The sequence below is a fragment of the Paenibacillus sp. FSL L8-0333 genome, assembly GCF_037965665.1.
In the GTDB taxonomy this organism is placed as follows: Bacteria; Bacillota; Bacilli; order Paenibacillales; family Paenibacillaceae; genus Paenibacillus_AQ; species Paenibacillus_AQ odorifer.
This window is the reverse complement of record NZ_CP150186.1, coordinates 1084558-1107241: the sequence shown is the minus strand read 5'-3', so window position 1 is coordinate 1107241 and position 22684 is coordinate 1084558. Positions and strand designations below refer to the sequence as shown.

Annotated in this window: 21 protein-coding genes; 3 read left to right on the top strand and 18 right to left on the bottom strand. The window is 45.0% G+C overall.

What is annotated here, in order from left to right; all coding sequences use genetic code 11:
- Positions 1 to 463: 463 nt before the first annotated feature.
- From NYE72_RS04735 to NYE72_RS04655, 17 genes are all read right to left on the bottom strand, one after another.
- Positions 464 to 1804 carry a UDP-glucose/GDP-mannose dehydrogenase family protein gene (locus NYE72_RS04735; RefSeq protein WP_076179879.1) on the bottom strand — a complete coding sequence of 447 codons (1341 nt, stop codon included), beginning with the start codon at positions 1802 to 1804 and terminating at the stop codon, positions 464 to 466.
- Positions 1805 to 1808: 4 nt separating this feature from the next.
- Positions 1809 to 2909, bottom strand: coding sequence for a glycosyltransferase (locus NYE72_RS04730; protein WP_036676592.1), 1101 nt, complete (start codon positions 2907 to 2909; stop codon positions 1809 to 1811).
- A 61-nt stretch (positions 2910 to 2970) separates the two neighbouring features.
- Positions 2971 to 4110: a glycosyltransferase family 4 protein gene (locus tag NYE72_RS04725; protein WP_036676593.1), complete on the bottom strand. Its 1140-nt coding sequence runs from the start codon at positions 4108 to 4110 to the stop codon at positions 2971 to 2973.
- Complete coding sequence (locus NYE72_RS04720; RefSeq protein ID WP_036676596.1) at positions 4110 to 5297, bottom strand: glycosyltransferase family 4 protein; 1188 nt, start codon at positions 5295 to 5297, stop codon at positions 4110 to 4112. Before NYE72_RS04720 ends, NYE72_RS04725 begins: the two co-directional genes overlap by 1 nt.
- Positions 5284 to 6141: a glycosyltransferase family 2 protein gene (locus NYE72_RS04715; protein ID WP_038568901.1), complete on the bottom strand. Its 858-nt coding sequence runs from the start codon at positions 6139 to 6141 to the stop codon at positions 5284 to 5286. Before NYE72_RS04715 ends, NYE72_RS04720 begins: the two co-directional genes overlap by 14 nt.
- A 26-nt stretch (positions 6142 to 6167) precedes the next feature.
- Positions 6168 to 7553, bottom strand: coding sequence for an oligosaccharide flippase family protein (locus tag NYE72_RS04710; protein WP_076129264.1), 1386 nt, complete (start codon positions 7551 to 7553; stop codon positions 6168 to 6170).
- On the bottom strand, positions 7519 to 8997 hold the full coding sequence (locus NYE72_RS04705; protein WP_076129265.1) for an O-antigen ligase family protein: 1479 nt from the start codon (positions 8995 to 8997) through the stop codon (positions 7519 to 7521). Before NYE72_RS04705 ends, NYE72_RS04710 begins: the two co-directional genes overlap by 35 nt.
- Positions 8994 to 9767 carry a WecB/TagA/CpsF family glycosyltransferase gene (locus tag NYE72_RS04700; protein WP_036676606.1) on the bottom strand — a complete coding sequence of 258 codons (774 nt, stop codon included), beginning with the start codon at positions 9765 to 9767 and terminating at the stop codon, positions 8994 to 8996. Before NYE72_RS04700 ends, NYE72_RS04705 begins: the two co-directional genes overlap by 4 nt.
- On the bottom strand, positions 9764 to 11110 hold the full coding sequence (locus tag NYE72_RS04695; protein WP_036676609.1) for an O-antigen ligase family protein: 1347 nt from the start codon (positions 11108 to 11110) through the stop codon (positions 9764 to 9766). Before NYE72_RS04695 ends, NYE72_RS04700 begins: the two co-directional genes overlap by 4 nt.
- A gap of 9 nt (positions 11111 to 11119) precedes the next feature.
- Positions 11120 to 12055 (bottom strand): glycosyltransferase, encoded by a 936-nt coding sequence (locus tag NYE72_RS04690; protein ID WP_076179880.1) that lies wholly within the window; start codon positions 12053 to 12055, stop codon positions 11120 to 11122.
- Positions 12056 to 12080: 25 nt separating this feature from the next.
- On the bottom strand, positions 12081 to 12773 hold the full coding sequence (locus NYE72_RS04685) for a sugar transferase (RefSeq protein ID WP_076129267.1): 693 nt from the start codon (positions 12771 to 12773) through the stop codon (positions 12081 to 12083).
- Between the two features lie 30 nt (positions 12774 to 12803).
- On the bottom strand, positions 12804 to 13694 hold the full coding sequence (gene galU, locus NYE72_RS04680) for a UTP--glucose-1-phosphate uridylyltransferase GalU (protein WP_042185171.1): 891 nt from the start codon (positions 13692 to 13694) through the stop codon (positions 12804 to 12806).
- A gap of 149 nt (positions 13695 to 13843) precedes the next feature.
- Complete coding sequence (locus NYE72_RS04675) at positions 13844 to 14485, bottom strand: CpsD/CapB family tyrosine-protein kinase (protein WP_036676617.1); 642 nt, start codon at positions 14483 to 14485, stop codon at positions 13844 to 13846.
- Positions 14469 to 15206: a Wzz/FepE/Etk N-terminal domain-containing protein gene (locus tag NYE72_RS04670; RefSeq protein ID WP_076179881.1), complete on the bottom strand. Its 738-nt coding sequence runs from the start codon at positions 15204 to 15206 to the stop codon at positions 14469 to 14471. Before NYE72_RS04670 ends, NYE72_RS04675 begins: the two co-directional genes overlap by 17 nt.
- Positions 15207 to 15471: 265 nt before the next feature.
- The gene (locus tag NYE72_RS04665) at positions 15472 to 16107 is read right to left on the bottom strand and encodes a response regulator transcription factor (RefSeq protein ID WP_036676623.1); all 636 of its coding nucleotides are present in this window, start codon (positions 16105 to 16107) and stop codon (positions 15472 to 15474) included.
- A gap of 23 nt (positions 16108 to 16130) precedes the next feature.
- Complete coding sequence (locus NYE72_RS04660; protein WP_036676625.1) at positions 16131 to 17777, bottom strand: ATP-binding protein; 1647 nt, start codon at positions 17775 to 17777, stop codon at positions 16131 to 16133.
- Positions 17778 to 18094: 317 nt separating this feature from the next.
- Complete coding sequence (locus NYE72_RS04655; protein ID WP_038568894.1) at positions 18095 to 18949, bottom strand: helix-turn-helix domain-containing protein; 855 nt, start codon at positions 18947 to 18949, stop codon at positions 18095 to 18097.
- 84 nt (positions 18950 to 19033) lie between these two features.
- Here NYE72_RS04655 and NYE72_RS04650 point away from each other — a divergent pair, with 84 nt between their 5' ends.
- On the top strand, positions 19034 to 20965 hold the full coding sequence (locus NYE72_RS04650) for a glycoside hydrolase family 20 zincin-like fold domain-containing protein (protein ID WP_036676630.1): 1932 nt from the start codon (positions 19034 to 19036) through the stop codon (positions 20963 to 20965).
- Between the two features lie 53 nt (positions 20966 to 21018).
- On the opposite strand, the gene NYE72_RS04645 is transcribed toward NYE72_RS04650, so the two are convergent.
- On the bottom strand, positions 21019 to 21312 hold the full coding sequence (locus NYE72_RS04645; protein ID WP_036676631.1) for a hypothetical protein: 294 nt from the start codon (positions 21310 to 21312) through the stop codon (positions 21019 to 21021).
- A 101-nt stretch (positions 21313 to 21413) separates the two neighbouring features.
- Here NYE72_RS04645 and NYE72_RS04640 point away from each other — a divergent pair, with 101 nt between their 5' ends.
- Complete coding sequence (locus NYE72_RS04640) at positions 21414 to 22349, top strand: hypothetical protein (protein ID WP_036676632.1); 936 nt, start codon at positions 21414 to 21416, stop codon at positions 22347 to 22349.
- Between the two features lie 94 nt (positions 22350 to 22443).
- A complete protein-coding gene (locus NYE72_RS04635) occupies positions 22444 to 22683 on the top strand; it encodes an NHLP leader peptide family RiPP precursor (protein ID WP_170914256.1) in 240 nt (79 codons plus the stop codon).
- Position 22684: the final 1 nt, after the last annotated feature.

The window sequence follows — 22684 nt, the reverse complement described above, 5'->3', positions numbered from 1 at the left end:
TTCCCTTTCCGTTCTTAACCTAACCAACTACTTTTTAACAATGATCCATGCGCACCGGGCTGTACCAGCCGGAAGCGAGCACGTTTTTCTAAAGATTTGCTTCTGCTCCGGGGGAGGCAGCTGCAACTGCAAGAACAACTGCAAGAACAACTGCAAGAACAACTGCAACTACAAGAGCAAGACTAGTTGCCACCACAGAGACAGAGACAATGACAACTACAAATGCTACTGCTACTGCTACTGCGGTATATAATCAGAGTACCTAACTTTATAAATTGCTTAGAACCTTAAAATAAGGGAACGAAGTGGCGGAAGACAATTTTGGAACTGGAGGAGCGATAGCATCCGCCTTTGTCTGCGGATTTCTACCGCTATCAGCGGTTAAAATCAGGAAATCTGCAGACAACAGCGGCTGGAAGTCCAAACATTCACCGCAGTTGCGACTGACACTTAACACAAATGATTAAACCGCTCCAGCCACACTAGCAGAATAACCGCTCAATCCGCCCATCTGCGGGCGGCCGACAGAATGATAAACGAGGCCGGTACCCTCGATTTGCTCCTTGGAATACACGTTGCGTCCATCGATCAATACCCCATTACGCATGCTTTTCGCCAGCTGATGCAGATCAATATCCTTGAGTAGGCTCCAATCGGTCAAGAGGCATACGGCATCGCTGCCCTCAGCCGCTTCCTCAGGCAGATTGCACCAGCGAAGCTGCGGATGATCATATTGCTGCCTGAAATTTGTAGCTGCGATTGGATCATATAGTTTGACTGTTGCCCCTTCAGCCACCAGTGCCTCAACAATCTCTCTGGCGGGAGCTTCGCGGACATCATCAGTATTAGGCTTAAAGGCAAGCCCCCATATCCCAATCGTCGAACCGCGCAGGCTGCCAAGTGATTCATGCAGCTTGGAGATGATCATAAACCGTTGTCCTTTGTTCACTTCGACTACAGATTTCAATAATTTGAATTCGTAATCGACGTTGCCCGCAATTTGAATGAGCGCATTAGTGTCTTTCGGGAAACAGGAGCCTCCATAACCGATGCCAGCCTGCAGGAAGGATGACCCGATTCTTTGGTCCATACCCATTCCTTGTGCTACCTCGGTTACATCAGCTCCCACTTTTTCACAAATATTGGCGATCTCATTAATAAAGGAGATCTTCGTGGCCAAAAATGCATTCGAAGCATATTTGATCATTTCAGCACTGCGTATATCTGTTACAAATACATTTTCTGTAAAACCCTTATGAAGCTCGCGCATAGTTGGTTCCAGCTCTGGATTATCAAGACCAATGACAATTCTGTCGGGATGGAGGGTATCGCGAATCGCTGAGCCTTCACGTAAAAACTCAGGTGCAGACACGATATCAAAAGAATGTTGGGTATACTTAGAGATCATTTGAGAGATTTTTTCATTTGTTCCTACTGGAACTGTAGATTTAGTCATTATAATTTTGTGCCCTTCCATCGCTTTGGCGATTTCAGCGGCTGCACCCTCAATGTAGGTTAAGTCTGCTTCACCGTTAGGCAATGATGGCGTACCTACAGCAAGAATGATAATATCTGAACGGCGCACCGACGCTTGAAGATCTGCAGAAAAAGATAACCGTTCCTCACGAAGATTCAGTTCAATCAGTTCCTCGATTCCCGGCTCATAGATGGGCGATTCCATCTGTTTCAGCTTCTTAATCTTTTCCTCGTCCTTATCCACACAGATGACATGATGTCCGCCCAGTGCAAAGCACACGCCAGATACAAGACCCACATACCCAGTACCGATTACTGTCAGCTTCATATAATCATCCTCCTTTTAGAAAATTGACGTACGCCTGCTCAACATACTGCTTGAACTTAACCATAAACGCCTGCTCATCGAATTTACGTGCATGCTCCATAATTTGATCGATATCCCAAGCGTAGGACTCTACCTCATAAATAGCCTTAAGTAGATCCTCCACTTCTTGATGCTGAAAGAACACACCATTTACATAAGGAATAATAGTATCTAGTGCCCCACCTGCTTGATAAGCAATTACCGGTCTTCCTGCAGCGTTCGCTTCCAGCGGTGTAATTCCAAAGTCCTCTTCTCCTGGAAAAATAAATGCTCTACACTGTGCCATCATTCCAGTTACTTGTTCATCTTCTAGCCGGCCCAGAAACGATACATTATCCTTAGCCATGCCTTCGAGACGCTTGCGATCCGGTCCATCCCCTACGATATAAAGCTTAAGACCGTTACGATTGAAAGCCTCTACTGCCAGATCAATCCGCTTGTAGGAAACAAGCCGGGAGACAATTAAATAGTAGTCACCAATGGTAGAAGAGCTTGTAAACCGGGCTGTATTAATCGGTGGAAATATGACATCTGCATCCCGGTGATAATAATTCTGAATTCTCGTCTTCACTACTGAAGAATTGGCTACGAACTGATTCACATTTTTGGAAGTCCGTTGGTCCCACGTTTTGAGCTGCTGCATGTATACCTTAAGCATTTTTTTGAACAGCCCGGAATTCGACTGACGTTCCATGTAGGTGTCATAATCCCATGCGAAGCGCATAGGCGTATGGCAGTAACAAAGATGAAACGTATGTTTAGGAACTTGAATACTTTTCATAAAAGCACTGCTGGAACTCAGGACGATATCGAAACCGCGAAAGTCCAAATCACGGATGGCCATTGGATAAAGTGGCAGCACCCCTTTAAAATTGGTCTTTACCCCCGGAATCTTTTGCAGCCAGGAGGCACGGATATCCGCATCTTTGAGATTGTCAGTAAGGCGGCTTCCGTTAAAAACCGTTGTGTAGATTGGAGCCTCGGGATACATGTGATGAAAGACTTCCACCACTCTTTCCGCGCCGCCCATTTGGATTAAGTAATCGTGCGCTATCGCAATTTTCATGTGAATCATCCTCAAAGTTTTATGGAGCATCATCTTCAGAATTACCGCGTCATATCATCTGTCAGGTGCCCGCCAACAAACCTTTATAGTAGTCAACGATGTCCTTGACCGTATTCTCGATAACAAAATGCTCTTTCACTCGTTTCATCCCATTGTCCGCCATCCGCCGTCTTTCCTCTGGGTGATCCAGCATCCATTTAATGGAGTCTGCCAGTATCGCCGCGTCACCAGGCTCTATCAGTAGCCCTGTCTCACCTTGAACTACAATTTCTACCGGCCCGCCTTCATTGGAGGCGATCACCGGCAATCCCGCTGCCATTCCTTCAACGATAACTTGGCCAAAAGGCTCAGGAGTTACCGAAGTGTGAATCAGTAAATCAGCAGTATTCATAAGGCCTTGGATATCATCCACATGCCCTAGCATGCTTACATTAGTAAGCTCGTCGTTTTTTATCTTTTGCAGCAATTCCTGCTTATAGGCCTCTTCTCCAAACAGAGCGTCTCCGGCCAGCCAGAATTTCACACGAGGTTCATTCTTAAAGCTTTTTGCGGCTTCCAGCACAATATGCTGACCTTTCCAATGCGCCAATCGACCAACTAGCAGTACGTTAAAATCCTTCTGGTCCCGCATACCGATCCCATTACCAATCGCTTTAGCGAAAGCGGAGTATACGACCAGCGTTTTTTTGGAACGCGGCAGCTCCAAAGCATTCAGCGTAGAATGTGAATTTGCGATGACTCCATTTGGGAGCAGACGCGACAGCAAACGAATGCCTTTGGCAACGATTGGCTTTAAATAAGGAGCTCCAATATGATCCCGGATGTGCCAGATCAATGGAACGCCCGCTATTTTGGCAGCGATGGCTCCGTATAATGCAGATTTTAGGGAATTGGTGTGCACGCAATCTACCTTCTCCGCTTTTAAAAGCGGCGCAAGCTTGCGGCCATAAGCCAACAGCTTGAAGGCTGCAGCAGGTGCTCCCAAGTTAACTGCATTTCTACCACGACTTCTGATGCTCTCATCCAGCGGAATAATACGGACATCCATTCCTTTTTCACGTAGCCGTTCAGCCAGGGCACCATCCTCAGCCAGGATTACCAGGGGATCGATCTGTTCTCCAATATGGGTAAGGATGTTAAACAGGGCAACTTCTCCACCACTCCATTTAGCAGTGTGATCTATATAAGCCACTCTAAGCATTACGTGGTCACCTCCTCTCCTAAAGCTTGTAGGAACACGGATTCTACTTGATCCGTAACATGCTCCCAGGTATATCTCTCCAGTACATGCTCCCTACATTCATCCCGGCTCGGAAGCAGTTTTCGATTGCTAAGCATATGGATCATGCCTTCAGCCATGTGGTCGCTACTTGAACTCTTAAATAGCAACTCCGGCCGGAAGCCTTGCAAAATTTCCTTATTGCCACCAATCGGTGTAGCCATCACTGGCAATCCTGAAGATAAGGCTTCAACGGTAATCAAACCAAAGCCCTCCAATGCCTGTGAGGGAACCACGAACATGTCCGCTGCCTGATAATAAGAGGCCAGTTCATGATCAGGAATGTAGCCTAGCAGTCTTACCTTGTTGCTTAAGCCATAGTCGGCGATCTTTTCTTCCAGTTCCCCCCGCAACGGCCCTTTACCACCAATCAGCAGAATTGCATTTGGGAATCGCTCCGCAACTTGCTTCCAGGCTTCAAGCAGCTGGAGTAGTCCCATCCGATTGACCAACCGCCGGACAGTCAGCACGGTTGTTGCTCCCTCAGGTAAATTCAAGGTTCGGCGAATCGCCAATCGATTCGTAGCGGGGATAAAACGTTCCACATTAGCTGCGCCTGGAATCACAATAATTTTGTGTAGTGGCACTCCGTGCAGCTTATGGAGAATATCGCGGAACGTCTCACTAAGCACGATGAACTTATCCGCAAGCTTATAGGCTCTATGTTCAATGGATTTGGCGATGGTTGTTTTGACCCGGTGCTTAATGCCTTGGCCTTCGATTTTCATTTCTTCATTCCATGGGCCATGAAAAGTCATCACTACAGGAATCCCACGTTTCTTTGCTTCCAAGGCTGGACCAATACCATAAGGAGCAAAGTGAGTGTATAAAATATCTATACGGCCACTGCCCTCTCCCATCAGATCGGCCGCCTTACGCTGGAAAGCATCCTTACGTTTCCAGATCCCATCTTTTGGATCTCCGGCATTGTGAATAATCAATTCCTCAGGGGTAGCAGGCGTCTCTTGACTGCAAATCAGCGCATGCACCCGATTACGTGAGGAGAGTTGCTCGCAAACGGATTTGAAATACGTGTTAAGCCCACCCGGCTGTAGCGACGGCCAGCTAAGGCCTGTCGTCATAATGTTCAATCCGTCACTGTACGGCATAGCTTCTCTCTCCTTTATTCTCCTTCTCGGTCTGACTCGTCTTCGCATTGTGCTGAGTCAGCTTTCCCGATCTAATTAATTCGTAATGCTTGAAGCCGACCATGAATTCATACATGACCCAGAATACGGATACTCCGAAACCTGACATTCCCTTCTTGAACAACCCGTGTAAGAAATACTTTTGCAGGAAACGGGCTGGTGGTCTTAACAGCAGATGACTGACCCGAAATCGTTTGCCCTTGGCATACGCACTTTCAGCTTCCAAGTCAGTGTACTTATTGAAACGTGCCACATGATCGTTAATACTGCGGTAACCATAATGCCAGAGGGTTCCTGTCAAACGTATGGTTCGCTCTTCAGAGACCTCGGGCATCTCGTGCACCAAGCTATTTCGAATTCCATACGCTTTGCGGTTGTAAAGGCGCACTAGATATTCGCCACGATCCAGCCATCTGCCCATAAAATCGCCAATCCGGTAGATAGAATAGGCAACCGATTGATCCATAAGCCCCGGTTTCAGTTCAAGAATACTCGCGGCCAACTCGTCGCTGACCACTTCGTCAGTATCAATAAGGAAGACCCAATCATGAACCGCGCGTTCTACTCCGAACTCCCTCTGTTTCGCATATCCGGGCCAAGGGTTGACGTATACACGACAATTCAAGCTTTCAGAAAGCTGTACTGTCCCGTCTTTGCTGCCTCCGTCAATCACAACCACCTCGTCGGCGAATAACCTGCAGGATTGTATGGCCTTAGATATTCGAACTTCGTCATCCTGAGCGATGATGACAGCCGATATTGGATAATTGCCTTGGCCGCCTACCACGCTTTTTACTGAATCCATGAAGGTTTCCTCCTTTATCTTTCGCATTATCCATTCATATCCATAGGTTTCTTGCGAATGTAAGAATTCATCGTCGTCTTCATCCACTGAATGTCCTCCCGGGTAATGAGCAACCGCGGAAGTTTAACTTTTAAGGTGTACTTTATATTGAGAACAATGAAGAAAAATCGCAGGATTGCTGATGACAACATCGCTATCCCTGCTCCGAGTAAGCCAAATTTAGGGATGAGCAGGAACAACATTGGGATAACCAAAAGTAAGCCGAAACCTTGAAGCATCGAAACCACTTTTGGCTTGCCTAACGCCATAAATGCCTGCGCCAGAATGATCGTCCCTCCGCTAATGGTCACTTCAAGGAGCAATAAGCGAAACACGGTTAATGCCGCATTGAAGTCTTTGCCGTACATCAACGGAATTACTAAAGGGGCTAAGAGCATCAGGAATACCCCGCCAAGCATGGTGAAGGTCGTACTTATTCGGAAGGCTTTGAATGTTAACTCAACTGCCTGTTCTTTGGACAGCTCAGAAGCCTTAGGAAACAACACGATCGTAATTGAGCTTGAGAAAAAATTAACCATTCGTGATAGACTCACAGCCACTACATACAGCCCCAAATCAGCAGGTCTTAACAAACCGGCAATTACGATCTGATCGATATAGGTAGAGAAATTGCCAAGCAAGTCATTGCCGTAGGAACCAAGCCCGTAAGTAAACAATCTTTTTAAATTCTGATAGGCCCCTCTCATCTTCACCTTATAGGTACGAAGCAAGGAAATCGTCATTCCAATAAACAGCGGAGCTCCCGGAAGAAGATAGGCAACTGCAGTTGTAAATGGATTCATCTGATCCAGCGCGATCAATATCCCGATCATCGTCAGTGTAAGCAACGGCACTAGATAGCGAATCCAATTAAACCTCTTGTATTCGCCTCTGAATTGAAAAGCTGCATTGTTAATTTGAGAGATCACTATAATCGGACACAGAATCATAGACCACTGAGCAAAGGTCACGACCTCCGGACTGAAGGATTTCAGCCAATAAGGCAAGACCACGATACCTATAATCATCGCTATGACCCCAAAAATGGTACCGAGCAGCAATGCCATACGATAAAGCACTCCGGCATCCTCCGGATTTTTCTTAGCGTTATAGATGAGAGCTGAAGGAATGCCAAAGCTCATGCTAAACGCCAGAAACTGTGACCAGTTAATCATTGCCGTCTGTTCCCCACGACCTGTCGGTCCAAGATAACGTGCGGTCAGTACACCAGTTAACATGTTAATCAATAGGATCATGACACTGACAAACATAGTTTTTACGGCTGCCGAGCTGTTGTCCTTGCTCTTGGCGAACAGTCTAAAAGATGACCAGATTGTTCTAGCGGGGAGAGATTTTGCATTCAACTGCTGCATACGGTGTTCCCTTCCTTCTACTTTGAGTAATCTCCCTTGCGCTGAGGCCAAGACCGATCAGCATCCAGATTAAGTATCCCTTGAGTCCGGGAAACCCATTATCTGAAACTAGACTGACAATCGCACCGGTCCAAGTAGCTAACGCAAGTCGGGCGTAGGGCTGCAATTGGTCCCTGCTGATTACTCTAGCGAATATCTGTTTGACAACTGCGCCTAAAGCTCCGAAGAAGAAAACAGCACCCAGAACACCAAAGGTAAGCAGTAAAGCGATAACTCCGTTATCCATAATTCCGTACTCTCCAAGCTCGCCGTCATTACCAAGCTTAGTCCCTTGGCCTACACTACCAATTCCCTGACCTACTGGATTGGCGGCAACCATCGGCAGCATGTTTTGCCATAAGCTTAGCCGTTCATTATAAGAGTGATCTTCTTGAACAGAAGAAAGTGTCTCTACCCGAGCAACCAGTCCTTCGGCACCAGGCAATTTCGGCACAACCCAGAACAACGCAGCAGCCACAAAAACTAATTGGATCAAGGTTTTCCACTTTCCCTTAGAAGGAGAGGTTCCAATATACATGAGCAGCATCACCAGGAGTATCAGCCATGCCGCACGTACCAAAGTAGTCAGCAGGCAGATTACAACTAGCAGAACGCCGATCCAGCGCAATGTTCCCCGCCATTTTTTCTCCAGTATCATCGGAACTAAAGCAAACGCTAAGAAGGTTGCAGCCGGTCCGGGCGAATTCAGCGTAGAGAATACTCGGATTTCCAATGGATATGGATTTCCGATGGACATCATATCCGCATGTTTCATCCAGAACACATCCCAAGGTGGCACCGTCAAATACTGAACAATCCCGTAAATGGCAACTAGGACTGCAATATTGGCAAAAGCGGTAAGCAGTCGATCGATATCCTTCGGCTTGAACTTCGTGACGGCAAAGTACGGCAATAACAGCAGTGGCACAATATAATTCGCTAAGTCATAAACTGAGCCCATGCCATTCTTAGCCAAACCGATTAAAGCACCATAACCCAGCGCAACTGCGAACATTAACATGATCCGCGTGGAGGCTTTTTGAATATTATGAATCTCCTTCAGCAGCGGAATGATCAAGGTTACACCGGTTAACAAGGGAGCTAAGCTCAGCAAGGATACAGAGTGATACACTCCTTCTGACCAGTCAGCAATGCGGCGCAGCTCTGGAGCTACGGCCCAGATTAGCAAGGTATAAGCAACCAGCATTTTCGGTCTAAGTATGGCTAACAAGAAAGCTGGGAATAGGATGGCTGAGAGAATGGCTCCCTGCAGACTGTTCGATGAACTCAGCATCGCACTGGAGAAGCCGATGATCAGCGGAAGAGAGACACCTACAGCAGCAGTCCCCCCTATTAATCCAACTGTCTTGATGAACCTAAGTGATGGGGGCGTAAATACACTCATTCCAAGCCTCCTTCCTTCACCTTATCCCGCTTACGCAGTTCCTTAAGTAATAAAAGTAGAAATTGTGCATCGTCCACAAGATATCTTTTCCAGAGCCGGCCCGGCTCCTGGCTAAGCCGCCAGAACCATTCGAACCCTGTTTTTTGCATGAAGCTAGGCGCTCGTTTCACTGAGCCTGACAGAAAATCAAAGGTCGCTCCCACTCCGATCGATATCGGAGCTTGATAAGAGGTATAGTGGCGGTAAATCCACTTTTCCTGCTTAGGTGCTCCTACACCAACAAACACGATATCTGGCTGGCACTCTGTCAGCATTTCTATAATGCGTTCATTCTCCTCCTCATTGTGCTCGAATCCATAGGATGGAGAATAACAGCCAACCACATTTATTCCGGGATGTGCTGTTTTCAAATTCATCGCTGCCCGTTCCGCCACGCCTTCAGCTGAGCCTAAGAAGAACAGCCGGTACTTCCTTTGCTCAAAGGCGTTGCCCAATCGATTAAATAGATCCGCGCCGGATACCTTCTGCTTAAGCGGCTTGCCTAGCATTTTGGATGCCCAGATCAGTGGCATTCCGTCAGCAACAACTGCGCCTGCCTTCGAATATACCGTTTGAAATTCTTTATCCTTACGAAGCTTGATCACATGATCTACATTGCAAGTGAGGATATAAGACTGATTCCTCTCCTGAATGGTTTTATCAATGTAATCAAGCAAATCCATGAAATCATAGTTATCAAAATTGACATCGAACATATTCACTTGACTCATCGTATCACTTCTTTTTGTGGGGAATCGGTTGGCTGTGAAGATCGATACAGGCAGTTCAGGTACCAACAGAACGGAATAATAAATTGGACCGTCGACAGCGTGTTATCGGAGAATGAGTAGATTAAAAACGCTGCAATAAATAACAGATAATAAGGTTTGATCGGCGGAGCCAATGCTCTGTACACCAGAATAAATACAGCCAATAAAGAGAACATCAACAGAATAGCGCCAATATATCCCCCATCGAAGTAAAAGCGGATATACTCGTTGTGCGGAACTACAAAACCCTTATACAATGTTCCATCATTTGCTACCGTCACTGCTCCAAGCCCTCTACCAGACCAAGGAGAGTCCGCAGCCTTGTTTAAAAAATACTCCCATGCCTCTGACCTTCCTGATAAATCAACAGCCGTATCTGTCTGTCTCTCAAAGGAACGTTTCTCAAAATTATCGAGCTGCCAGAAAACGGCGACCATAATCAGGAAAAATGCACCCATCAACGGAATTAGCAGATAGGTTCTGCCCTTCAAATATTGGCGGAGAATATCATAGAAGTAATAGAGAACGGTAAGTCCAAGTGCCAATATAGGCCCTCTTGTTCCTGTTCCAATCAAGATAAAGAAATTTAGAACTAACATGATATAGAAAAAGCGTGCTTGCTGCGGATTCCGCTTCACCTCTATAAATGGAATCGCTACTCCCATAAAGGCCAGCATCGCTAGATGCGCAGGAATATTAGCCCCCTGAATCCGTACAGCGCCTGTATACTCGATGTTGAGAAAATTATGAACATGCGCAAGCTGCAGCAACAAACCAACCACTACACTAACAAGGGGAAGCATACAGATAATTTTGATTTGCAGCTCGGCTACATTCTTTTTCCAGTTGATTAATAAAAATACGAATGGAATGGATAGACCGATAAAAGCTTTAACTGCAATGGATGAGGTCATTTCCGGCAGCCAGATCGAAGACCCAAAGGTAATCACCAGCAGCGCTACCATTGCCCACAAGGGGTGACTCAGACGAAACCGCAAGCCATTGACCAGAATACAAGGAACAAGCAGCATCACGATAACCAATTTATAAAGGGACAGTATCTCCATTCCGAACATGCTGCCATCATATAAAAAGTTAATCGATATTGCCGTCGTGATTAGAACGAAATAACTGATCAGTTCAGGCCGTGAAATCGAGATTCCCAGCAAAATAATCAGAAGCACGGCAGCTATCGCAATCATCGGCTGGTAGATGACCGCCGTTCCAAAGAACAGGGCCGACATGAGATAGAGCATCCCGTATGGCAAAACATTTAATTTGGAGCCCCACTCAAAATTTGTCATGTTAATCCCTCACCCCGCTGCGGAATGCCTCTCCCGATTGAGAATCATATGAAGCGTTCCACGAATACTCTCCAGCCTGCATTTATTCAAAAGCCTTCTTCCTTTACTTCTTGAGAGGATAGAATCAGCCAGGATATACACGAGCTTAGCGGCTGTCTTTCCCACTAGAAGCAGCTTGCCTTTTAGTCCTTCGCTTTTCATAGCGTTAGAGATGCCTTGGCTATAATAGCGCCTCATAATCCAGTCTTCCGTCAAACGGGCCGCCGGCACGAAATGGTCAACCGCCATTTCCGGATGGTAGAGGATGGAATGCCCTTCTTTTTGAATCTGTCCGAATAACCAGGTCTCTTCACCAGAGAGCAGAGAATCACCCTTTCTTCCGAGATCTAGGGGAAAAAGACTGATGTCGAATACGAGCTTCCGCATCGCCATATTGGCCCCACAAGGATGAAGTTGCTTGGGATATTCCTTAATCCGGCTACCTAAATCAACAATCGTGTACGGAAGCTCAAAGGGTTTAATCAACCAGTCCGGACGTTTACTTTCAAATATCGGAGCGATTTTGCCTCCCATAGCCATGACCTCCGGTTTACTCTCGAAAGTACTGACAATCATTGTTATCCAACGCTGGCAAGGTATCGCATCATCATCCAGAAAGGCAATCAGCGGCGATTTGGAAGCCAGAATTCCTGTATTTCTAGCCGCTGAAAGCCCCTGCATCGGCTCCATCATGTAGCGGATATCCACATCAGCTCCATGCTTTCCTATAAACTTTTTGACGCAAGCTTCAGTATCATCCTTGGAACAATTATCCACAACAATGATCTCCGCCTGCTCTAAGTGATCCAGCTTTAAAAGTGACTGAAGCGTCTTGATCAATAAAGGTGCTCTGTTGTAGGTACAGATGATAATGGAAAGCTTAGGAACGTCTCCGTATTCACGCATCGGCATTCACCTAATTTCCACATTATTAATAAGCATCTTTTGAACCGAGTAACATCAGTCCGGTTTTAGCAATGATTTTTAGATCCAGCATGGTGCTCCGAATATGGATGTAGGTTAAGTCCAGCTGTACCATTTCGTCGAAGCCGACACTGTTTCGGGCATTTACTTGCCAATATCCGGTACAACCTGGAGTAACCGTCAAACGCTGTTTGTCATAATCCGTATACTGAGCCACCTCTTCTGGCAGCGGAGGACGAGGACCGACCAGACTCATTTGACCTATCAGCACATTCCACAGCTGAGGTAGCTCATCGATGCTCGTCTTGCGCAGGAATCTCCCTATTTGTGTGATCCGCGGATCGTTCTTAATCTTGAACATGGCACCGCTCACTTCGTTATAGGCCATCAGGTTTTCTTTTAACTCCTCAGCGTTACTGACCATGGATCTGAACTTATACATCGGGAATTGCTTTTCATTCTTCCCAACCCGGTTTTGCCGAAAGAACACCTTTCCTTTCGGATCCTCCAGCTTGATCAGAATCGCCACGACAACAAATAATGGCATTAACACGAGAAGACCAAGAGCGGAAAAAAAGATATCGATCATCCGTTTCATTATCAAATAGGACTCTGCTTCTTTCCTTCTCTCATCGGTATGCAGCATGTAAAGTTTCGGCAGGACCGCCTCGTAGTCTTCCGGCAGTTTTTGCATGCTCATCCTCCTCATCTAAAATTTTGCGAACTCAACTTAACTACTCAAGCTGGTTTGTCCCATTTTATTCAGCCATTCCGCCATTGCATCCATCACCGGATAGCGCAAATCTTCGCTTTGCAGTGCAAATTCAAGTGTTGTCAAAATATATCCAAGCCGCTCGCCGACATCATATCTTGTTCCGTCAAAATTATAGGCATATACCCGTTCGCTCTGATTCAGCTTCTGAATGGCATCTGTCAACTGGATCTCTCCGCCAGCGCCTTCTTCCATCAAATCGAGATACTTAAAGATCTTCGGCGTAAACACATACCGGCCCATGATCGCAAGATTGGAAGGTGCCGTACCTAGTGGCGGCTTCTCTACAAAATTGTTAACCCGATACAATTTACCGTCCTGCAAATCCGGTTCAATAATACCGTAACGATTCGTGAATTCATCAGGAATCTCTTGAACTCCGATAACCGAGTTTTGTGTTTCTTCATATTGATCGATCAGCTGCTTAAGGCAAGGTACGGCTCCTGTGACGATATCATCGCCTAACATGACACCGAATGGCTCATCTCCGATAAACCGTCTTGCACACCATACGGCATGCCCCAGACCCTTCGGTTCTTTCTGGCGGATATAGTGAATTTCTACCTTAGCTGAACGTTGAACCTCTTTAAGCAGATCCAGCTTTCCATCTTCCAGAAGCCTAGACTCCAGCTCAAACGCATTGTCAAAATGATCCTCAATGGCTCTTTTACCTTTACCAGTAACAATGATGATATCTTCAATACCGGAAGCAATAGCCTCCTCAACAATGTATTGAATGGTTGGTTTATTGATAATCGGAAGCATTTCTTTAGGCATGGCTTTCGTTGCAGGAAGAAAGCGCGTACCTAGTCCTGCCGCGGGTATGATTACTTTTTTTACCTTTTTCATCGCACTTTACCTCCTAAAAGTTTTGTGAGCATTAGCTTCAAAGATTTCACTTCGTACAAAACTCACTTCGAAAGCATAAACTTAAGTTTTGTGAGCATTAGCTTCAATGATTTGACTTCGAGCAAAACTTACTTCGAAAGCATAAACATTTACTTCGCCTGGTTCATGGCAATTCCGATTAGATTAGAGCCGGTCTGTTCAAGCAGCGTCTTCGCTTTGCGAATCGATTCCCGTTTGGACTTTCCGTATCTGGCCACCAGAATCACGCCGTCCGCTTGAGGTGCCAATATACGAGCATCACTGAAATCGACTGCCGAAGGAGAATCCAGCAGGATCAGATCGTAGTTTTCTTTTAGTTCCTCAAGCAAAGCGGTCATTTTGGGGTTGCCTAGCAAATCCGGCGGACTAACATGAGTTTTTCCCGCCGGGATGACTGAAAGATTGGCTAAGTTTCCGAGGACAGCGATGTTATCTGCTTCCTCTTGCCCACTTAAATAAGCCGCAAGCCCGTCACTCCCCTCTACTTCAAACACGGTATGAAGACCGGGATGTCTCAGATTGCAGTCAACCACCGCTACCTTCTTGCCATCCTGGACGAAAGAGACCGCGAGATTCGACAATATTGTCGTCTTGCCTGCTCCAGCTTCTGCTGACGTAAAGAGCAGCACTTTTCCTCCGCCGCCCTGTGCTAGTCCAAGCTGACGTATATATGTGCGCAGTGATCGGAACGATTCGGAGATATGCGAGGATGGATTAACGTCTGTAACCAGACTCTTATTTAGCCGCAACATAAGCACCCTCCTTCACTCTGGTGTTGCCTGCCGCCTTACCTAAATCACGTTTACGAATGGTTGCTATCGAAGCAATTACCGGAAGACCAAGGTCATATTCCGCTTCCTTTTCAGACCTTAATGTGCCGTTAAGTGTTTCCATCAGCAAAATAATTCCTAGGGCAGCCATAAGTGATACAACAAAGCTGATGATGAGATTCATCGCAAACCCGCCGTTCGAGGGCCCTGGAACATCAGTCGGATCGGCCGGTGTCAGCAAGGTAACATTGTCTACCCTCATCAGCGATGGCAATTCACGAATGAATGTCTGCGATACCGCATTTACGATCCCGGCAGCTTTGCTGTAGCTTTCATCCTGAACATTGAGGTTGATCACCTGACTCTTCTCTGAAGTTTTAATCTCAAGCTTCTGGCTTAGTTCATCGGCCGTGAGACCAAACTCCGGGTGATTTTCTATTACGCTTTTCATGATGGTCGGTGATTTCATAATTTCCTTGTAACTCTCAATTAAATTCAGGCTAAAGCTCAAATCGTTAAGATTGTTGCTCTCGGGAGCTTTGGCAATGTTGTTGACAAGCAGCTGTCCGGAAGCGGAATAGACGGGTTCAACGAAGTTTTTGCTAACATAGTAAGTCGTAGCACAGGAGATCAAAACGAACACCATGATGAGCCAAAACCTTTTTTTAATCAGGTTAATGTAATCCAGAATCGTCTTTTCCACAGTAACCCTCCTTCCGCTAAAATTACATTCTGAAAGCATTCATGAAAGTTTCAGTTGTTGCTTTAATTCTATCAATCCACACCATTCGCCACATGGCTCATACCATCACTTTCCTCTTCACTTTGGAGTAAGACGTTATACCTCTTAAGAGGGGGATTAGGTATACTTTAGTGCCATATCGAGGGCAAATTCAGGTTTTAATGCACAAAAAAACACGGACAACCTGTCCGTGTTCATGTACTATGCTTACGAATTATTTCAATTTTCACTCGTAAGACATTTCATATTTGGTTAATCCGACAGCATTTGCATAAAGCGCTGCCTGAGTACGATCAGCCACCTGTAATTTAGCTAAAATCTGACTGACATGCTTCTTCACCGTAAATTCACTAATGAAAAGACGTGAAGCAATTTCTCTATTGCAGGCGCCCTGTCCCAGCTCGATCAGGACTTCCTTTTCTTTGGGTGTTAATTCATCCGTTGGGCTGCTTCCACTCATGCGCATTTTATCTTCCATCAGACCAGGATCATAATACTTTCTTCCCTTGTGCACCAATTGGATAGCAAACAGTAACTCCTCGGGCAACGCCTCTTTCAGTACATATCCATCTACCAGTACTTCTTCAGCCTTCAGGAAATCCTCTCTGCTTGCAGATGACGTCAACAGAATGAACTTACTAACGATACCACGAGCACGCGCTGTCTTGATGACATCCAATCCCGATTCATCTGCTAGCTTAAGATCAATCAATACGAGATCAGGCTGCGTCTCCTCAATCACAAGAAGCGCTTCTTGGCCATTCGTCGCCTCACCCGCAAACTGCACATTCGGTTGCATCGAAATGACAGATGCCAGTCCTCTTCTAACTAAAGGATGATCATCAACAATGACGATTTTCACAGAAACGACCTCCCGCCTAAAGTTTATGCATTCTTTAATTCAGCTACACCGACAGGAATCGAAATCATAATTCTTGTTCCTGTGCTCTCATTACTGGACAACTGAAAGTCGCCACCGAGCGACTGGGTCAAATATTGCATATTCTTCATGCCAAGTCCGCTTACACTATCTTCAGATTCAATCCATAACAAATCAGTATCAAAACCAACACCATTATCACAAATCAATAATCGAATCCAAGTCGGCTTCAGAGACAGTTCTACATCCACTCGACTGGCAGCACCATGCCTGATGGCATTACCCGTAGCTTCGGAGATAATCCGAAAAAGCGCCTTGTGGTAAGGATAAGGGAGACTGAAATCATCGCCCGTTATTTTTAAATCAATATCAACATCATTTAATCTGGATAAGCTCTTCAAATGTGATCTTACCATGCCCAACCAAGTAGGACCGCCACTCTTCTTGGAGCTAAGACTGTAGATCGTGATCCGCAGTTCTTTGGCAACCTTTGTTGCAGAGTCATGAATAAGCTCAATTTGTTCTTCTAGCTCATGATCAGACATTCTCTTCCACGATTCCTTCAGCGAATGCGTCGCATACACAATACCAAAAAGGCTCTGCGACACACTGTCGTGCATTTCATCCGCAATCCGGTTCTGTTCGTTCGTGATGATCAACCGGTTCTCGATCACACCAAGCTCATGTCTTTCAAGAATATTCGCACTTAGCTCAGATAAGAATATCAATTGTTGAATATACCATCTGCGGCCTTCCAGCCCCTCTGTAGACTCCAGCTTGAGTCCAATCATCCCTACAAAACGGGTGCTCATCCGTACAGGCATCAGCAGGAAATCGCCTAATCCCGGCAGATTTCTAAAAATAGGCTCTCGCTGCAATCTCCATTCATGCTCATGTTTTCCCAGTTCTGAGAATAGGAACTGTTCCTCTTCCTGCTGCCAGCCGGTCTGCCTGCTCTGCGGAGCTGGTTCTCCGCTTTTCTTGGCGAACCAAAACAAAGCCTTATCTAGCTTCGTTAGCTTAACAACATAATCGGTGATCACTTGACCGATATTCATGAAATCATGTTGGCTTGAGGTTTCCACGATATGGTACAGGGATTTGATATGCTCCATCGTCTCTTTCGTGCGAGCATTCGATTCTTCACGTTGCCGCTTCATCCGATTAACGATCTGCATTATTATAACCGTAAGTACCAGTGTTAGAAACAGATTCCCATTTATAAATACAATTTCTAAAAAATTTCTGTTCGCAGAATTGATAAAAAAATAACAGAGCACCGCAAAAATACTGATATAGCTTAAGAGCAACGACCATCCAAAATAAATGGACAATGAGCCTGCAGCAATCAATACAGGATTAAGCACATAGAGCCTAAAAGAGCTTTCGTACCCACCCGTAAACAAGGTCAATGCGATAATTCCCACCATCTCTATACTAACAGCCAGGACGAGAGTCTTTGGTCTGCTGCGTAGCCTTCGATAACAAAATGAGAACGTTTGTGCAAACACAACAAGTATAGCAATAATAAGTGATTTATAAATTATGGAAGGTCCCGTCTTATCTAGAAGATACATGAGTGATGTGAGGGACAATGAAAAATACCTGTAATACGCAATCAGTTTGTCTTCTGCAGTTGGTTTGATTTTCATCCCACCACCCTATTCTCCAGTTTTTTGGAAAATGCGAGATTGTACTGTGCTCGATAAAAGCATCATACATGAGAAAAATCACAATAACAAGTTGACATTTCCCATGTTTGCGCTTCCATTTGAAAAATAGTTACAAAAAATTTATTATTTTTTTAGTAGGTTTTATCACTAAAATTTGGAATTTTATCCACTATAGTTAATAAGAACTAACACATTTATGTAATATTAATCCATATTTTTCAACATATCTTATAAAACGACAACAATTATACAAATTATAACAATTACTGTTGGGACTCTAGTAGGAGGATGTCGATTTAAATGTTATTCCGGCAAAGCTGGGGTGCGATCCCCATATATTTTTTAAATAAACGAGAAAAATAGAACGGATCATTATAATGAAGCATACTAGAAATTTCCTTAATTTGTAATGAGGTGTTAAAAAGCAACTTTTTGGCTTCCGCCATTTTTAGACGGTGAATATATTCATGAAGCGGGTATCCACTGCTGCGTCGAACAAGACGACGAAGTGTAGACATCGAAACATGATGTTTTGCCGCTATTTGTTCTAGGTCCATTTCACCATAAATGCATAAGTTCAGGTCTTCCCGAATCTGACGCATATAATCAGCCTGAGAATTCCAACTTTTTTCTTCTATTATAAAAGAACACTCCAGCAGCATTCTTTCGAGCAATAATGCTGCCCGATCCGCATCAACAGGTTCTCCGCTCTCCATCCGTTCCAGCACTTCTTCAAATAAGGTAGTAAGACCTACTATAGATTGGGCTTGAAAAACATTTCCCCCGGCTATGAGGCCCGATTCCAGCCATTCGGATACACGCGTGCCATTAAAGTTAATATAATACTCATCCCAGCTGCCTCCCGGTGGTGGACCAAAGTTATAACTGTAACCTGGGCGAAAAAAGTATAAGCTGCCTTCACGCACCTGCTGCTCTTTTCCCCCAATCTCCATGTAGGAGCCACTACCTGACACTATGTAAACAATGGCCCAGTGCTCAAAAACTACACCTGAACGGAATAACGTTCTTCCTGGCAGATGACCTGCCTGTCCCACCCTTATATTCTTGAGCTTCAGCTTGGAGGATTCAACCTTCGGATCAATAATTCTTATTGGATATGGACTGATCATATAATCCATGTGCTTGGACATTATAGGCATTCCTCCCCTTGTTTAGTAGTGATAAGGTTATTGTGAAGATGATCATATTCTACATGAATAAGAGGTGTCCACGCTATGCTTAATCATTCTACACTACTGCTTTTCCCTAATCCGCGTGAAATCACATTGTCACAAGGCTCCTTCCATTTCCCAACAAGCGGAAGCATCGTGCTTCCTAATATGGAAGAACAATCTGCCATGCCAGCTGCACGAAAACTACAGGAAGTGATTGCACAAGCATTGAATCTGCAGCTGACTTTATCCATTGGCTTACGTCCAACCGTTGTATCTGTCTGTAACTTTAACTATGTGCCATTATTGTCTGCACAGGCATATGAGATTGTTGTCGATCAGAAGGGTATCGTTGTCTCCTATAGCTCTCCTGTAGGCGCCTTCTACGCAGCAGCAACCCTGAAACAAATCATAGAACAAAGTGGCAAATCTATACCTCAGCTGCATATTCGCGATGAACCTGATTTTGGAGCCAGAGGCCTGCTCATAGATATCAGCCGCAATAAAATCCCGAAGCAAGAAACCTTGTACCGGATCATTGACCTTATGGCTGATTTGAAGATGAATGAACTTCAGCTATATATAGAAGGTGCTCCGTTCGCTTATGAATCCTTCCCTCAAGTCTGGGAGCTTGAAACCCCAATTACCGGAGAGGAAATCCTGCTTCTGGATGCCTATTGCAAAGCACGTTATATAGAGCTTGTTCCCAATCAGAACAGCTTTGGGCATATGGAGGGCTGGCTCTCTCGTCCAGAATTCAACGCTTTAGCTGAAATTCCCGAAGGCTTTATGCTTCCGAAGAATTTGTATGCGCAGGACGTTTATCCAGAAGGCTTATTTATGCACCCTGGTACTTTTGATACCGAAGATCCTGCTGTACTACCTCTGCTAGACAAAATGTTTGACGATCTGCTACCTTACTTTAGCTCCAATCAGTTTAATGTAGGCTGCGATGAGACCTATGAACTCGGTCTTGGTAAAAATAAAGCTCTGGCAGAAACTCAAGGCAAAGGTCAACTCTATTTATCATTCCTACAAAAGATTTATGAGTTGGTTACAAAACGTGGCAAAACGATGCAATTCTGGGGCGATATCATTATCCAGCATCCCGAACTGATTCCTCAGCTTCCTAAGGATATTATTGCTATGGAATGGGGTTATAGCGCTGAGCATCCCTTCGAGTCCGATACGCTCAAATTCCGTGAAGCAGGTATTCCTTTTTATGTCTGCCCAGGCACCAGCTCATGGAACTCCATTACAGGACGCACAGACAATATGTTAGCCAATCTGCGCAGTGCAGCTATTCATGGCAAAAACAACGGCGCTATTGGTTATCTCATTACGGATTGGGGAGATTTTGGACACTGGCAGCATCTGCCGGTCAGCTATGCCGGCTTCGCCTACGGCGCAGCCCTATCCTGGAGTGTAGATCATAATCTGGAAGCAGATACTGCACAGTATTTAAATAGATTTATTTTTGCAGATCGTTCTGAGGGAATTGGCCAGCTGCTCCTGGATCTCGGCAATTACTATCAGCTTGAATCCAGTATCAACCGTTCAAATGATGCAGAAATGTCCCTGCTGCTGCGTACCCATCTGGACAATTTCCTAATCATAGAGAAGCTTACTGAGGAACACTTCAATCATCTCGAAGAATATCTGCTCTCCATTGAGGCGCGGCTATCGGGGTTAGATCTTCAATGTGAAGATGCTGCTCTTGTGCTGAAAGAACTGAGTAATGGCATCCATTTTGTGAAGCATGCTGTGCAGCTGGGCAGAATCAAGCTACAGTTGACATCAGCACCAGATTCGCTTGATCCTGCGCTGATTACGAAGCAAATCAATGACCTTGATGTACTCCTTCACCAATATCGTCTCTTGTGGACGGAACGCAACCGGCTCGGCGGCTTGGAGCAAAGTATCTCGAAACTTCAACGCCTGCGTAGTCAATATGAAGCATTGAAATCAGAACTCTCCGCATCCGTAAGTTCCTAATCCCTCTTATTAATATTCACTATATAGCTGCTGTTGGGTAATCGAACGTTGAACTAACGCTTTCGGTTCGCCCAACGCAGCTCTTCATATTGATTCTCAAGCATCTCCCGCTCACGTTGCTCGTGTTGTTCCCTGCCAATTCCCTCCTGCTGGCTTTCCTCATCCTCATAGATTCGCCATAGGTCAGAGAACAGATAGTCTTTGATTTCTACCACTTTTCCCTTCAAGATTCCGTTTATCCAAAAAAGTCCCGTGGAGGTACGCATAACCATGCGGCCATCCGGTGTTTCCGCCTTTTGACCCATTCGAATAGCCATAAGCATCTGGCCGAAAGTATACCATTCCATATCTGCTAATACCTCCTAAATTTTAGTTGTAATGGAATAAAGAGAAAGCTATAATCAGGGCAAAAGAACCATTTTCGTAAAAATTTTATAGGAGGGTTGTTATGGATTGGCTAAATGACTACGAAGATGAACTGCGCTTGGTATTCCAAGAAAGCAGACGGATTATTTCCGAATTTCCAGAACCTCTAAATCAACAAGGCATGTCCTATCTTGAGCATTTTAACGTATTTAACGCTGAAAGCCACAAAAACTACATATGTTATCTTTTACCCTTTTGGCTGCAAAAGGGATGCGGAATCTCTGCAGAGGTTACTCGCCAGATGTCGATGGGCAACGTCTTTTTTATGTTGTATTTCTTCATACAGGATGACCTGATGGACAGCCAAGAATCCTCCGCATACGAAAAATTGCCCTTGGCGAATTTGCTTTATGTGGAATTTTTAAATATCTACCGGATACTATTTCCGGAGCCATCCGCTTTCTGGATCTTATTTAATCGTTATATCATGGAGTGGGCAGATAGTGTTAGCAACGAAAATACCAGTGACTATTTTCTTAATGATCGGGTCAAAATTTCCTATAAAGCCAGTCCGCTCAAGCTATCCAGCACCGCTGCTCTTCTGATGTCTGGAAAGAGTGATTTAGTGCCGCAAGCTGAAGAACTTATCCATTCGGTTTTGCTTACACTGCAAATGCTGGATGACTATGAGGACTGGAAAGAAGATTTATCCGCGGGCAACTATAATTGTCTTCTCTCCCTAACTCGCAAACATCTGCCAAACAGCAGTGCAGCTAAACTCACTTCGCAAGAGGTCGAATTTTATCTATTCACTGCAAATGGTCTACATACCTATACGGAATTAGCACACGACACACATAACAAAGTTACAGCTTCCGACCTTAATGCCCCTCATCTTATCGCGTTCCATTCCATGCTAGTAAGTAACTTACAGCAGATCTCTGATTCCATCGAGGCGGACAAGCAGCTCTTGCTAAACGGAGGATTATATCATTGGTTGTCAAAAAATGTCCATTAATTCTATTATTTTGTAATAAAAAGAATAGTATTAGTAGTTTTGCTATGTTATATTATTAAAGGTAAATATATACAATTTGGGAAGGGTGATTATTATGTCAGAAGCAATTCTTAGAAATCAAGTCATTCAAAAGGCATGGGAAGATCCAAGTTTCAAGAAAAGACTACTCTCAGACCCAAAAGCGGCTCTCCAAGAAGCACTAGGCGTAATCATTCCCGACAGCGTTACCTTGAAAGCCGTTGAAGAAGGCTCCAACGAATTCTATCTTGTAATTCCACCAAGTCCTACATCCGATGTATTGAAGGCAACCGCAGCACCACGCGGTTCGTGGTAAG

Coding starts and splice junctions, on each gene's coding strand:
- NYE72_RS04660 (WP_036676625.1), bottom strand. CDS start 17,777: ATGAAAATCAAACCAACTGCAGAAGACAAACTGATTGCGTATTACAGG.
- NYE72_RS04715 (WP_038568901.1), bottom strand. CDS start 6,141: ATGGATTCAGTAAAAAGCGTGGTAGGCGGCCAAGGCAATTATCCAATA.
- galU (WP_042185171.1), bottom strand. CDS start 13,694: ATGAAAAAGGTAAAAAAAGTAATCATACCCGCGGCAGGACTAGGTACG.
- NYE72_RS04645 (WP_036676631.1), bottom strand. CDS start 21,312: ATGGAATGGTATACTTTCGGCCAGATGCTTATGGCTATTCGAATGGGT.
- NYE72_RS04635 (WP_170914256.1), top strand. CDS start 22,444: ATGTCAGAAGCAATTCTTAGAAATCAAGTCATTCAAAAGGCATGGGAA.
- NYE72_RS04685 (WP_076129267.1), bottom strand. CDS start 12,773: ATGAGCATGCAAAAACTGCCGGAAGACTACGAGGCGGTCCTGCCGAAA.
- NYE72_RS04675 (WP_036676617.1), bottom strand. CDS start 14,485: ATGTTGCGGCTAAATAAGAGTCTGGTTACAGACGTTAATCCATCCTCG.
- NYE72_RS04690 (WP_076179880.1), bottom strand. CDS start 12,055: ATGCGTGAATACGGAGACGTTCCTAAGCTTTCCATTATCATCTGTACC.
- NYE72_RS04640 (WP_036676632.1), top strand. CDS start 21,414: ATGGATTGGCTAAATGACTACGAAGATGAACTGCGCTTGGTATTCCAA.
- NYE72_RS04655 (WP_038568894.1), bottom strand. CDS start 18,949: ATGTCCAAGCACATGGATTATATGATCAGTCCATATCCAATAAGAATT.
- NYE72_RS04705 (WP_076129265.1), bottom strand. CDS start 8,997: ATGAGTGTATTTACGCCCCCATCACTTAGGTTCATCAAGACAGTTGGA.
- NYE72_RS04735 (WP_076179879.1), bottom strand. CDS start 1,804: ATGAAGCTGACAGTAATCGGTACTGGGTATGTGGGTCTTGTATCTGGC.
- NYE72_RS04710 (WP_076129264.1), bottom strand. CDS start 7,553: ATGCAGCAGTTGAATGCAAAATCTCTCCCCGCTAGAACAATCTGGTCA.
- NYE72_RS04720 (WP_036676596.1), bottom strand. CDS start 5,297: ATGCCGTACAGTGACGGATTGAACATTATGACGACAGGCCTTAGCTGG.
- NYE72_RS04650 (WP_036676630.1), top strand. CDS start 19,034: ATGCTTAATCATTCTACACTACTGCTTTTCCCTAATCCGCGTGAAATC.
- NYE72_RS04730 (WP_036676592.1), bottom strand. CDS start 2,909: ATGAAAATTGCGATAGCGCACGATTACTTAATCCAAATGGGCGGCGCG.
- NYE72_RS04695 (WP_036676609.1), bottom strand. CDS start 11,110: ATGACAAATTTTGAGTGGGGCTCCAAATTAAATGTTTTGCCATACGGG.
- NYE72_RS04725 (WP_036676593.1), bottom strand. CDS start 4,110: ATGCTTAGAGTGGCTTATATAGATCACACTGCTAAATGGAGTGGTGGA.
- NYE72_RS04700 (WP_036676606.1), bottom strand. CDS start 9,767: ATGAGTCAAGTGAATATGTTCGATGTCAATTTTGATAACTATGATTTC.